Below are 13,074 nucleotides of genomic sequence, written 5' to 3' on the forward strand. Positions count from 1 at the left end.
CCTCCGGCGCCGGGCGGGCCCGACGCGGCGCAGCCGCCCGCCGCCGGACCGGAGGGTGCGGCTCCGGCGCCGTCCGGGAGCGCTCCGGCCGCCCCGCCCGCCGCACCGGTGGCATCCGCCGCCCCGGACCCGCGCGGCGATCCGGACGCGGCGCGGTCCGCCGCGGCGGCCTCCGATCCGCGTGCGGCCGCCGCCGGCCCGCACCCCTCCGGGCCGGTCTGCGTGGCCTGCGGCACCGGGACGATCGACAGCGACGGCTACTGCGAGCACTGCGGCCACAAGCAGCCCCGGGAACGCGACCACATGGAGTCCGCGCTGGACACCGTCGCGGCGGCCAGCGACCGGGGGCTGCGGCACCACCGCAACGAGGACTACTTCGTCATCGCGGAGGCCGCCACGCAGGAGGGGGCGCCCGCGACGCTCGCCGTCGTCTGCGACGGCGTCTCCTCGGCCACCCGCCCCGACGAGGCGTCGGCGGCGGCGGCCGAGGCCGGGTGCGCCTCGCTGCGCCGGGAGCTGCCGGCGGGCCGCCATCCGCAGCAGGCCATGCACGACGCGCTGCTGGCGGCCTCGGAGGCGGTCGAGGCGCTGGCCGCCGACACCCCGGTCGAGCCGTCCAAGAATGCTCCGGCCTGCACCGTCGTCGGCGCGATCAACGTGGAGGGCGTCGTGACCGTCGGCTGGATCGGCGACAGCCGCGCCTACTGGGTGCCCGACGACCGCGTCTCGGCGCCGGCGCGGCTGACCGAGGACGACTCCTGGGCGGCGCAGATGGTCGCCGCGGGGCTGATGAACGAGGCCGAGGCCTACGCCGACCCGCGGGCGCACGCGATCACCGGCTGGCTCGGCGCGGACGCCTACGAGATCGACCCGCACACCTGCTCGTTCAAACCCGAACAGCCCGGTGTCGTGGTGGTGTGCACGGACGGGCTGTGGAACTACGCGGAATCGGCGGGGGAGATGGCCGCGGCCGTACCGGTCGATGCCTCGGCGCGCCCCCTCCAGGCCGCACAGCATCTGGTCGGCTATGCGCTGGACGGTGGTGGGCACGACAACGTGACGGTGGCCGTGCTGCCGTTCCCCGCGCCGTCGGGAGGGGCGGGCTCGGCCTGAACCGAGCGCGTCGCGGGGGGCCCTCGGACACCGCTGTGCGGTGCCGGGGGCGACGGGAGCGCTGTCCGGGGGGAAGTACCGCACGCACCACCGCACTTCCGTCCCGCCCCGTTGTCCACTACTCGTTGGAGAGCAGACAGGAGCGGAACAGATGGCCAACTTCGCGAAGTCCAGCGCGCCGCGCTTCTCGGTGGACGTCTACCAGAACGCGTACCTGCCCGAAGGCGCCCGGGAGGTCAACGCCGTGGTCACCGTCACCGCCACGGGTGGTGGCACGACCGGCGGCCTGCCGCTGCCGGTGACCGGGCCGGGCGGGGTTCCCGGAGCGGAGGGGGCCGACGCGGCGGTCGTCATCATGCTCGACTGCTCCGGCTCGATGGACTACCCGCCCACCAAGATGCGCAACGCGCGCGACGCCACCGCCGCCGCGATCGACACGCTCCGGGACGGCGTCTCCTTCGCCGTCGTGGCGGGCACCCACAGGGCGAGGGAGGTGTTCCCCGGCGGCGGCGCACTGGCCGTCGCCGACGCCACCACCCGGGCCCGGGCCAAGGACGCGCTGCGCGGCCTGTCGGCGGGCGGCGGCACCGCGATCGGCACCTGGCTGCGGCTGGCCGACCGGCTGCTGAGCGCCGCCGACGTCACCATCCGGCACGGCATCCTGCTCACCGACGGGCGCAACGAGCACGAGGAACCCGCGGCGCTGCGCGCGGCGCTGGAGGCGTGCGCGGGTCACTTCACCTGCGACGCGCGGGGGGTGGGCACCGACTGGGAGGTCCAGGAGGTCACCGGGATCGCCTCGGCGCTGCTGGGCACCGCCGACATCGTGGCCGATCCTGACGGTCTGGCGGCGGACTTCACCAGGATGATGGAGAGCGCCATGGGCAAGGAGGTCGCCGACGTGGCGCTCCGGCTGTGGACACCGCAGGGTTCCCGGATCGCGTTCGTCAAGCAGGTGGCCCCCACGGTCGAGGAGTTGACCGGCCGCCGCACGGAGGCCGGTCCGCGCGCCGGTGACTACCCGACCGGGTCCTGGGGGGACGAGTCGCGCGACTACCACGTCTGTGTGGAGGTGCCGGCCGCCGGGATCGGCCAGGAGATGCTCGCCGCGCGGGTCTCGCTGGTGCTGCCCGCACCGGAGGGCGGTTCCGCGCAGACGCTCGGGCAGGGGCTGGTGCGGGCCGTGTGGACGGACGACCTGGCGGCCACCACGTCCATCAATCCGCAGGTGGCGCACTACACAGGGCAGGCCGAACTGGCCCAGGTGATCCGTACGGGGCTCGATCTCCGAAAGACGGGAGACGAAGCGGGCGCAACGGCCAAACTGGGACGAGCGGTGCAGTTGGCGAACGCGTCGGGGAACACGGATACTGCGAAACTGCTTTCGAAGGTGGTCGACGTGGTGGATGCCGCGACGGGTACTGTTCGACTGAAGACGAAGGTCGCCGAGGCCGACGAGATGACGCTGGAGACGCGGTCCACCAAGACGGTCCGCGTGAAGCGCTAGCGTCCCGGCCGCGGCGCCTCCGCACGACCGGCGCGACCCGCACCAGCAGGTACCGACGAGCAGGAGCACGGAGGGGGAGGCACCACCATGCCGACTTGCCCGAACGGCCACCAGTCAGCGGCCGACGACTGGTGCGAGGTCTGCGGCCACCGCATGGCCGAAGCGCCGGGGTCGCCCGCCGGTGCCGCACCGCCGCCTCCTCAGCCGCCCGCCCCGGGCGGCTACGGCTACCCCGGACCGCCCGGTCCGCCGCCCGCGCCCGGCCCGCCCCCGCCCGGCCAGGGCCCCGGACAGGGCTACGGCTACCCGGGACCCGGCTCGGGCCCGTCCGAGCCGTGCCCCCAGTGCGGGACGCCGCGCGAGTCCCAGGCGCCCTTCTGCGAGGAGTGCCGCTACAACTTCCTGACCCACTCGCCGACCACCTACGCCCCGCCGGGCCAGCAGCCCCAGGCCGCGCGTCCCGGCTTCCCGCCCCCCGCCGGGCCGGGCGCCCCGGATCCCGGAGCCCCGGGCCCCGGCATGGGCGGGGGCATGGGCGGCCCCGGTGCGCCCCCGCCCCCCGGTCCCCCCGGTCCCCCCGGTCCGCCCGCATTCGACGGCCCGGGTCCGCAGGGGCCCGGCGCCGGACCGGGTCATCAGGGTGAGCCCGGTGCGCCGGGCATGCCCGGCGCACCCGGCCAGGGCCCCGGACCCGGCTACGGGACGGACGGCCGCGGCAGCGGCGAGCAGCAGGCGCCCGGCGGACCCGGAGCCCCCGCGCCCGGCCCGGTCGGCCCGGGTGGCTTCCCCCACCAGGGCCGGCAGCCCCACCCCGCCGCTCCCCCCGCGGACCCGTACGGCGCCCCGTACGGTCAGCCCGCGGGCGGCGACTGGGAGCTGTCCCCGCCCGGCCCCGCCGAGCAGCGGACGGGTGCGCCCCCGGCGCCGCCGCAGGCGCCCGGCGGACATCCCGGGCCGCCCCCCGCCCCGCCCGGCCCGCCGGCGCCTCCGGCACCCGGCGTACCGGCCCAGCACGGCCCCGGCCCGGGCTCCCCGCAGCAGGGCGGGCCCGCGGAGTACGCCGGTCCGCCCGCCCCGGACCACGGGATGCCGGCGTACGGCATGCCCGAGCACGGCGCCCCGGACCACGGCGCCCCGGACCACGGCGCCCCGGACCACGGCGGGCCGGAGCACGCCGCGCAGGGTGGCGGAGTGCCGCAGGGCGGCGGTGCGTGGACGGCGACGATCGCCCCGGACCGTACGTACTTCATGGCGATGATGCAGCGCAGCGGCCCCGAGGCGGCGGCACTCAACCTTCCCGCGTACTCCCCGGAGCAGCAGCTGCAGCTCACCGGCCCGCAGGTGACCATCGGCCGCCGCCGCGCCTCCACGGGGGAGGCCCCGGACATCGATCTGGGCCGTTCCCCGGAGGATCCCGGGGTCTCGCACCAGCACGCGGTGCTGGTGCAGCAGCCCGACGGCAGCTGGTCCGTCGTCGACCAGGACTCCACCAACGGCACCACCATCAACGGTGCCGAGGAACCGGTCCAACCCTTCGTGCCCGTCCCCCTCAAGGAGGGTGACCGGGTTCATGTCGGCGCGTGGACGACGATCACGCTGGTGCGCCGGTAGTCCGAACGGCAGCCCGGCCGCAGGGGGCGTGGTGGCGCGGCCCCACGCCCCCGCCTACTTCTCCAGGGAGGGCGACGGCAGGGACTGCAGGGCGAGCGAGGGCTCGTCGACGATCCGGATGCCGCGCTCGTCCAGCGCCTTCTTCACCCGCCAGCGCAGCTCCCGCTCCGCCGCCAGGTTCTTCTCGGGCATGGTCTTGACCGAGACGCGCAGCACCATGGAGTCGAGTGTCACCTCGTCCAGGCCGAGCACCTGCACGGGCTCCCACAGGATCTCGTCCCAGGGGCGTTCCTTGCTCATCTCCTCGCCCACCGCGACGACCACGGCCCGGACCTCCTCCAGGTCCTCCTCGGCGCGTACCCGGACGTCCAGCGCCGCCATGGACCAGCCCTGGCTGAGGTTGCCGATGCGCTTGATCTCGCCGTTGCGGATGTACCAGATCTCGCCGGCGTCCCCGCGCAGCTGCGTCACCCGCAGTCCGACCTCCAGGACGACCCCGGAGGCCTCTCCGGCGTCCACCCGGTCCCCGACCCCGTACTGGTCCTCCAGCAGCATGAACATCCCCGCCAGGATGTCCGTCACCAGGTTGCGGGCGCCGAAGCCCAGTGCTACGCCCGCGACACCGGCGCTGGCCAGCAGCGGCGCGGGGTTGATGCCCAGCCCGGAGAGCACCGTCAGGGCCGCGGTGCCCATGATCACGAAGGAGGCGACGCTGCGCAGGATGGAGCCGATCGCCTGGGACCGCTGCTTGCGCCGCTCGCCGCTCACCAGCAGCCCGCGCAGCGCCTTGCCGCTGTCGCTGATCTCGGACCTGCGGTTCATCCGGGTTATCAGCTGGGTGATCGCACGCCGGACCAGGTAGCGCAGCACCACGGCGACGACGCAGACGAACACGATGCGCACGCCGGAGGCGAGCCAGTCCGACCAGTGCTCCTGGATCCATCCGGCCGCCTCTCCCGCACTGTCCTGGGCGTCCTCCAGGGACTTCGGCGGCCGGGGGCCGTCCGGCGGGGGTGATGCGCTGAGCAGCCAGTACACAGGTCGACCTTCCGTGCGTGTCACCTCGGCAAGGCACCCGTACGAATGCCGGCACCACACTAACGGCGCAGGGGCTTCACAACCGGTGCCACCGAGCAGTATGGGGCCAGGTGTTCGGGCGGGGAGGCCGTTCCGGCCGGGCGGGGGCCGGTGTGGTCCAAAACACGCACATCTCCTTTCCCGGTCGTGGTGGCGCAGTGACCAGGGCACGGGACACACTGAGGGGAGATCGTCCCGGCGCGAGCCACGCGCCGCCGACGTACAAGGAGGCACCGTGCCGCATGTCCTGGTCCTCAATGCGTCGTACGAGCCGCTCGGCGTCGTACCGCTCCGCCGCGCGCTCGTACTCGTCCTCAACGGAAAGGCGATCAGCCTCGAGGACTCCGGCGCCCTGATGCACAGCGCCACCCACGTCATACCCGCCCCCAGCGTCGTCCGTCTCAAGCGGTTCGTGAGGGTGCCCTTTCGCGGCAGCGTCCCCCTCACCCGCCGTGCGCTGTTCGCCAGGGACGGCGGCCGCTGCGCCTACTGCGGTGGCATCGCGACCAGCGTCGACCACGTCATCCCGCGCAGCAGGGGAGGGGCGCACGCCTGGGAGAACGTCGTGGCGGCCTGCCGCCGCTGCAACCATGTGAAAGCCGACCGCCAGGTCGCCGAGCTGGGCTGGCGGTTGCGTCACCAACCGGCCCCGCCCTCCGGCCTCGCCTGGCGCATCATCGGCACGGGGCACAGGGATCCACGGTGGCTCCCCTACCTCCAGCCGTACGGCGCGGATGACGATCTCGCCCGGATCGACGGCAGATCCACTGCCTGAGACCCGGGCTTTGTCGTGCCGCCCCCGCTCCCGCGGGTGCGGCCTTCGTACGTCCCGGAGACGTCCCGGAGGGGGTGCCGCGCCGCGGCGCCCCCCGACTCCCGGGAGCTACCCGCCGTCCTTGTCGCCGTCCCGCCGCGCGTGCTTGGCGCGGCCCGAGGAGTCCACGGCGTAGACCTCCATCGACCACAGCGAGATCCCGAAGCGCGTCGCCCGCTTGTCGCCCACCACCCGGACGAAGCGGGTGTCCTTGGGCGAGTCCATCCGGACCGACTCCTTGCCGCCTTCGCCGTCCCGCACCGTGGCGGCGGTGCGCCAGTGCTTGCCGTCGGGGGAGACCTGGATCCGGTAGCGCGCCGCGTAGGCGTCCTGCCAGCGCAGGACGACCTGTCCCACGCGGGCGCGTTCGGCCAGTTCCACCTGCACCCACGCGCCGTCCTCGGCGGGGGAGGACCAGCGGGTGCCGCGCTTGCCGTCCGCGACCGCGGCGGCCGGGAAGTCCTTCGTCTCGTCCCCGGAGGAGGTCGCGCGGGCCCCGCGGGCCAGGTCCGGCCCGGAGGTGCGCGGGTAGGCCCGGACGGTGAGCGTGCGGCGCTCCCCGCCGAAGGAGACCGGGATGCGGTAACTGCCCGTTCCCACCGAGCTGTCGGCGCTGATCCGCAGCGGCACGTCCACCGTGCCGCCCCGGCGCACGGTGGTGCGCGCCGGGGTGCGCACGGTGAAGCCCTTGGGTGCGTGCACCGTGACCTTGTCCCGCACGTCGGTGGGCCGGTTGCCGGTCAGCCGTGCCGTGACGCGGGTGGTGCCGCCGCCGATCGCGGCGTCCACGGTGGTGCGCGGCAGCGACAGGGAGGCTTCGGGGGTGTCGGCGTACCAGGGGGTGATCTCGTGGACGACCGGCGGTTTCGCGTCCTGGCTCCACACCAGCCGCACGGCGTCGGCTCTCGCCTCGTGCCCCCCGGTGGCCAGATGCGTCCAGCCGGTCCGGGAGAGCGCCCCCAGCCGCTGCCAGCCCTTGCCGGGGACGTGTGCCTCGACCGTGCCCCGGGTGCCCGAGTCCGGGCCGGTCAGCACCGTGACGGCGCGCAGCGGGCGGGGCTCGGGCAGCCGCACCGTCAGCGCGTCCCGCGCCGGACGGCCGCCGCCCGCGTCGTCCCCGTCGCCGGTGCCCGGTTCGGCCGCGGCGGCAGGCGGGACGAGCATGGGCGGCTGCTGGGGCGTGAAGGTGGCGGTGGCCGGGGGCACCGCGGCCCGGTAGGACGTGCTCGGATCGCCGTCGGCGGCGGCGGAGAGCGGGTGGTCGGGAGCGCCCTCGGGGCTGCCGCTCACCGTCGGCCGGGCACCGCCGTCGCCGGTGCCGTCGTCGCCCTTGCCGGTCCGTCCGGAGCCGGACTTCCCCTTCGGCCCGGGACTGCCGCCGCTCCAGCTCTCGGACAGCTTCAGCGCCTTGTCGGTGAAGTCCGCGAGCACGCCCTTGCCGACCGTGACCTTGCTCCCACGGCTCTCGGCGCGCAGCCGCCGTACCTCCAGCTGCGCCTTCCAGGCCGCGGCCCCGTCGCCGCCGAGCTGTGCGACCAGCATGTCGACCGACCGCTCGCCCGCGGCGCCGAGCCGCGAGAGCTGGGTCAGCCACGGCTTCACCTCCCGGCCGAGCCCCTCGGGCACCTTCGAGGGCGCCGTGCGCATGGTCGTGAAGGCGTCGCGGAGCTCTTCGGCGGCCCGGTCCAGCCCGGAGCCCGGTCCGTTCCCGTACTCCCGCCAGAAGTTCTCCAGCAGCGGCCGCACATAGGCGGATTCGTCGCTGCCGAGCATCGAGGAGGCGTCGTTGCCGGCCAGCGCGTGCACGGCGGCGCGGGTGGCGGCGGAGCTTCCGCGGCCGCCCGCCAACTCGTCCACCGCGGCCCGCCAGGACTCCTTGGGCCGGTAGCCGCGCGGGTTCCAGGCGTAGTCGGCGGCCGTGAACAGCGGGATGCGGGAGGCCCGCGGCTGCTTCATCGCGTTGGTCAGCAGCGCGGCGGAGCCGGAGGCGACGGCGGGTTCGCGGCCCCGGTAGGGGCCCAGGAAGATCCGGTCCGAGGCGAAGTCGTTGACGGGGTAGTTGTCCATCGTCACCAGGCGGTGCCGGGGGAAGGCGCTGCGTGCGCGGGCGAGTTCGGTGCCGCTGATGGTGCGCGGCACCACCCCCACTCCGCTCCAGCCGATCTCCACGCGGTCGTCGAGCTTCTCGGCGAGCGCGGCCCGGTACTCGGTGCGGCCCTTCTGGTAGAACTCCGTCGGCACCACGGACAGCGGTGCGGCGTCCGGGTGGCGGGTGGCGAGATGGTCGGCCACCGCGTTGGCCAGCTCGGCCTGGGCACGGGCGGCGGCTGCGGGGCCGGAGCCGTAGGTGTCGGCGTCCTGGTCGCAGTGCCACTCGGTGTAGCTGACGTCCTCGAAGCGCAGCTGGAAGGCGCCCACACCCAGTGCGCGCATGGCGTCCAGTTTGCGCAGCAGCGCCTTGCGGTCCCCGGGGGAGGAGAAGCACAGCCCCTGGCCGGGTGAGACCGCCCAGCCGAGGGTGACGTGGTTGCGCGCGGCGCGGTCGGCCAGCTCGCGGAAGTCGGCGCGCTGCGCCGCCGGATACGGGTCGCGCCAGCGCGGCGCCTGGCGGAAGGGGTCGTCGCCCGGCGCGTACAGATAGCGGTTCTGCTTGGTGCGGCCCATGAAGTCCAGTTGCGACAGCCGCTCCTGCTGCGTCCAGGGCTGGCCGTAGAACCCCTCCGTGGTGCCGCGCACCGAGGCGGTCGGCCAGTCCCGCACGGAGACGCCGGGGAAGCCGTGCCGTTCCTCGTGCTCGGTGGCGAGCTGCCGCAGCGTCTGCGCGGCGTTGAAGAGGCCCGCGCCGTCCGTCCCCTCCAGCGCGACGGTGTCGTGCCCGTCGGCCCGCCCCGCGGCCAGCCGGTAGCCGCCGGCGGGCAGGTCGTCGCGCGCGGGGGCGCGCAGGGCGCGCAGGGCGGCGCCGGCCGACTCGGTGCCCACCCGTACGACGAGGCCGCCGGAGGCGGCGGAACGGCCGTCGCCGCCCGGCTGCCGCTCGTGCAGCGTGCGCACCCCGGCCGCGCGCAGCGTCGCGCGGACGGTGCGCAGGGCGTGCGGGTCGGCGTCCTCGTCCGCGATCAGCGTGGCCGCTGTGGAGACGGGGACGAATCCGCCCTGGGCGTGCATCTTCTGCGGGCGCGGCCAGACCGGGGGCAGGCCGTCCCGGGTGCTCTCGTCGTCCCGGCTGCCCGCGGAGGGGCCGTCCGGTGCCGCCGGGGCGGCCGCCTGTGCGGCGGGTGCTCCGGCGAGCAGGCCGGAGACGACCGCCGCGGCGAGCGCGGCGGCGCTCATCCTGGCCCTGCCGCCCGGTGCCTGGCGCGGGACGGTGCCCGTGCCGGGCCCGGAGACCCTCGGGCCGCCCTGGCCGCGCGCTGTCCCCACCGCTTCCTCCCGATGTCCGACCGGAACCCCTCCGCCGAGCGGGCACGGGCCCGGCGCACCCGCGTGCCTGCCGTCCGTGCCGCTGTGGCCTCCGTCAGCACCATAGAGGCGGGTGCCGCGCCGCGTTCACCTCGGGAGGCCACAGCTGTGCCACAAACCGTGTGCCAGCGGATTCTACGGTCCGCCGGCCCGCCCGGCACCGGCCGCGTCCCCGGGTCACCGCACCGGATGCGGCAGGGCACCGCACCCTCGGCCACGCCGCAAATCCTCGCCGGGGTGCCCGTTTTGTCCGTCGGATCTCCTCTCCCGGCGGATTGTTGTCGCCGATTCGCCGCGGGAACGCGCGTGAGCTGGGACACGTTTCCCCTTCGGACACGTCTGCGCGCCCGTCTGCTGGGTAGGGCGAGTCCTGACCATCCATTCGTCAACGAACGGAGGCCCCCGGTGGCCGCGTCCGCTGAACTCCTCATCTCCGCCCTGACTCCGCTTCCCCAACAGCGCACACTCTCCAAACGAGGGCACGAGCCGGTAGACCTGTCCGGTGTGTCCGACCCCGACTCCGGACTCGACGGCTCGTGCATCTGCGGCTGCGCGGACGCTCCGCTCACCAGTGAGCCCCCGCTCGCCGACGTCGCCCCGCTGACCAGCGAGCCCCCGCTCGCGGAGGCGCCGCTGACCAGCGAACCCGCAGGGGTCGGATTCGGCACGGAGCCCGCAGAGATCTGATCGCGCGGCCCGCCGCGGCGCACGGAGCCCCGCTCTCCTGCCGGAGCGCACCGGACCGCCGGGTCCGGGTGCCCGGGAGGCGGCAACCTCCGTGCTCGCGGCTCTGGGCGCCGCCGCTGCCGCTCCGCCGCACGCCGGCCGTTCCGGGCCGGAGTGCCGGGCGTCGGCCCGTCGCCGACGTCACCCCCGACCGCCGCGCCGTGCTCCGACCGCCGCGCCGCGCTCCGGCGCGCGCCCCGAGGTCCCCGCGCTTCGAACGTGCCCTCCCCACCCCCGCACTCTGCCCCCGAACAGGGCGGCTGCCCGCAGGAGCACCCCGGCGCGCGACCCGTTCACCCGTCCGATATCTTGGCTGTGTGAGCGACAAGGTCAAGAAAAATGCACTGCGCGCAGGCACGGTCACCGTCGGCGCGGCGCTGCTGCCGCTGCTGTCGTCCCCCGCCTTCGCGCTCACCCGCGACGACGGCGACCAGCCGGGCTCCGGCCTGAGCGTCCTCGACACCCTGGGGCTGTACGTCGCCGCGCCCCTCGTCCTCTTCCTGGTCATCGCCGGTCTGGTGACGCTGAGCGACAAGCGCGGCAAGAAGAGCTGACACCGCAGGAGCAAGGCCCGGCCCGGCGCACTGCGCCGCGTCCTATCGGCAGTCGAACTGCCGTGCTTTAGTGCGAGGTTGTCCGGGTTCGGTGACAGCTCTGTCACACACGTTGGCACTCCGTCGGCTGTGGGGAATTGCCCACACCATGACGCACGATGTACCACTCCCGCCCCGGACCGGACTGCCCACCAGCGACGAACGGCTGCGCGCCGCGCTCCGGTACGCGCAGGGCGGTGCCGAGCAGCCCGGCGCGCCGTTCGGGCCGCCCGGCCGCGCGATGATCACCGGACTGGCGGCGCTCGCGCTGCACCGCTTCGCCGCCGCCCCCTCCCTGCTGGACCTCGACCGGATCGACGTGCTGGTCCCGGAGTTGGGCGAGCCTCTCGGACCGGGCACCCGCGTGCCGCTCCCGTCGGGCTGCGCCTACACCTCGGCGCATCTGGTGCGGACCCGGATCGTGCCCGAGCCGGAGGAGATCACCGGACTGCCCGTGGCTCCCGTGCCCCGGGCGCTGGCCGACGCGGTGGCCCAGTCGGCCGACGCCGAGGAGGTGCGCGGGCTGCTGACCGAGGCGGTGCGCGGCGGGCACTGCGAGCCGCAGCCGGTGGTGCGCGAACTCACCAGGGCCCGGCTGCTCGGCCTGCCGCACGTCGCCGACGCCGTGGAGAGCCTGCTGGCCGAGGGGCGGGCGCTGACCGAGGGCCTGCTGTACGGAATGGTCTTCGGCCAGGGGCTGCCCGACCCCTGCTGGAACGTCGAACTGCGGGTGCCCGGCGGACCGCACCTCGGTGCCGTCGACGCCTACTGGCCGGACCAGGCCGTCGCCGTGGAGATCGATGCGCGTTCCCCCCGGGCCGGTGCGGAGGCGGCCTGGGACGCGTGCACCCACAAGCGCGAGTCCCTGGAGCAGTTCGGGGTCACCGTCCTCCACGTCACCCCGGAGAAGCTGCGCGAGGCCCCGGCCCAGCAGGCTGCCGTGGTCCGGACGGCGCTGATGGCCGCCGCGGAGCAGCCGCCCGCCGAGTACGTGGCGGTCCTGCCGCGCTGAGCCGCCGGGTCAGTCGCAGTACTCGGCCTCGACCAGGTCGCGGGCGCCGTCCGACCAGTCGCCGTTGAGGTTGACGGCGATCGTGTGGGTGCCGTCCGGCGTGGTGTAGGCCGCCGTGCTGGAGCCGTGGATGGTGCCGTCGTGGCCCCAGACCGTGACCCCGCAGGAGAGGGTGCGTTCGGTCAGTCCCAGCCCGTAGCGTTCGGTCGCGTCCGCTCTGCGCGTCGTCCGCATCCGGGCCGCCTCCCGCGGCGGCAGCAGCCGGCCGGTGGCCAGGGCGCGGACGAAGCGCACCAGGTCGCCGGTCGAGGAGATCATCTCGCCGGACGCCCCGGCCAGCGAGGGGTTGAGCGCGGTGACGTCCCGGACCGGCGGGTCGGCGCCGGGCGCGAACAGTGTGGAGTACTCCTTGCCGTGCGGCCCCGGGATGCGCGTCGAGGTGCCGGGCAGCGAGGTGTCCCGCAGCTTCAGCGGGCGCAGCACCCGGCGTTCGATCTCCGTCGCGTAGGAGTGCCCGGTGGCGCGCTCGATGACCATCCCGGCCAGCAGGTAGTTGGTGTTGGAGTAGCTCCAGCCGGTGTCGGGGCGGAACAGCGGCGGTCGGGACAGGGCGCGCCGCACCAGTTCCCGGGCGCTGTGCGTGCGCATCCGCACGTCCGGGAAGCGCGGGCTGAAGTAGGCGGCGCGCAGGGCCGGATCCGCGGTGTAGTCTGGGATGCCGCTGGTGTGGCCGAGGAGTTGGCGCACGGTGATGGCGCGCTCCGGCCCGCCCACCGCCGCCCCGTACCGGCCCAGCCGCACGTCCGGGAGCCAGCGGCCGACCGGATCGTCGAGCCCGAGTGTGCCCTCCGCCTCCAGTTGCAGCAGCACCGTCGCCACGAACGGCTTGGTCAGGCTGCCGATCCGGAACCGGTCGCCGGCCTCCCGCGGGCGGCCGGTGGCGTAGTCGGCGGTGCCGGCACTGCCGTTCCACACCCCGGCCCCGTCCGCCACCTGTGCCAGCACCCCCGGGGCGTCGTCCCGCGCCACCAGCGCCTCCATCGCCGCGCGGGTGCGGGTGTGCCCCAGGTCGGCCGCGGTGGAGGAGCTCGCCATCAGCCCGAAGGCGGTCACGGTGGAGATCAGCCCGCTCAGCAGGCGCCGCGGCAGGTGCATGGACGGG

The 13,074-nt window shown here is 75.1% G+C and carries 10 protein-coding genes; 7 read left to right on the plus strand and 3 right to left on the minus strand.

Translation table 11 applies throughout. The annotated features are described in order from the left end of the window. The 3 genes from A949_RS0121495 to A949_RS0121505 form a co-directional block, all read left to right on the plus strand. On the plus strand, positions 1-1,113 hold a 1,113-nt coding region (locus A949_RS0121495), incomplete at its 5' end, for a PP2C family protein-serine/threonine phosphatase (RefSeq protein ID WP_019358097.1). A 151-nt stretch (positions 1,114-1,264) separates the two neighbouring features. After that, positions 1,265-2,620: a vWA domain-containing protein gene (locus tag A949_RS0121500; RefSeq protein ID WP_019358098.1), complete on the plus strand. Its 1,356-nt coding sequence runs from the start codon at positions 1,265-1,267 to the stop codon at positions 2,618-2,620. Positions 2,621-2,707: 87 nt separating this feature from the next. Beyond that, positions 2,708-4,231 (plus strand): FHA domain-containing protein, encoded by a 1,524-nt coding sequence (locus tag A949_RS0121505; protein WP_026004896.1) that lies wholly within the window; start codon positions 2,708-2,710, stop codon positions 4,229-4,231. A gap of 54 nt (positions 4,232-4,285) precedes the next feature. On the opposite strand, the gene A949_RS34165 is transcribed toward A949_RS0121505, so the two are convergent. After that, entirely contained in the window at positions 4,286-5,269 is a 984-nt protein-coding gene (locus A949_RS34165) for a mechanosensitive ion channel family protein (RefSeq protein WP_019358100.1), read from the minus strand. Positions 5,270-5,543: 274 nt separating this feature from the next. Between A949_RS34165 and A949_RS0121515 the strand changes: the two genes are divergently transcribed. Next, the gene (locus tag A949_RS0121515; RefSeq protein ID WP_019358101.1) at positions 5,544-6,083 is read left to right on the plus strand and encodes an HNH endonuclease; all 540 of its coding nucleotides are present in this window, start codon (positions 5,544-5,546) and stop codon (positions 6,081-6,083) included. A 108-nt stretch (positions 6,084-6,191) separates the two neighbouring features. Here the strand turns inward: A949_RS0121515 and A949_RS0121520 are convergent, their stop codons facing one another. Next, positions 6,192-9,452 carry a beta-N-acetylglucosaminidase domain-containing protein gene (locus A949_RS0121520; protein ID WP_019358102.1) on the minus strand — a complete coding sequence of 1,087 codons (3,261 nt, stop codon included), beginning with the start codon at positions 9,450-9,452 and terminating at the stop codon, positions 6,192-6,194. Between the two features lie 534 nt (positions 9,453-9,986). Between A949_RS0121520 and A949_RS0121525 the strand changes: the two genes are divergently transcribed. The 3 genes from A949_RS0121525 (at position 9,987) to A949_RS0121535 (ending at position 11,912) form a co-directional block, all read left to right on the plus strand. Further along, complete coding sequence (locus tag A949_RS0121525; RefSeq protein WP_019358103.1) at positions 9,987-10,268, plus strand: hypothetical protein; 282 nt, start codon at positions 9,987-9,989, stop codon at positions 10,266-10,268. Positions 10,269-10,624: 356 nt separating this feature from the next. Further along, on the plus strand, positions 10,625-10,861 hold the full coding sequence (locus tag A949_RS0121530; protein WP_019358104.1) for a hypothetical protein: 237 nt from the start codon (positions 10,625-10,627) through the stop codon (positions 10,859-10,861). 148 nt (positions 10,862-11,009) lie between these two features. Beyond that, a complete protein-coding gene (locus A949_RS0121535) occupies positions 11,010-11,912 on the plus strand; it encodes a hypothetical protein (protein WP_019358105.1) in 903 nt (300 codons plus the stop codon). A 9-nt stretch (positions 11,913-11,921) separates the two neighbouring features. Here the strand turns inward: A949_RS0121535 and A949_RS0121540 are convergent, their stop codons facing one another. Beyond that, positions 11,922-13,067, minus strand: a complete 1,146-nt coding sequence (locus A949_RS0121540; RefSeq protein WP_019358106.1) for a serine hydrolase domain-containing protein — start codon at positions 13,065-13,067, stop codon at positions 11,922-11,924. Positions 13,068-13,074 lie beyond the last annotated feature (7 nt).

This window comes from Streptomyces sp. AA1529 (assembly GCF_000280905.1).
Classification (GTDB): domain Bacteria; phylum Actinomycetota; class Actinomycetes; order Streptomycetales; family Streptomycetaceae; genus Streptomyces.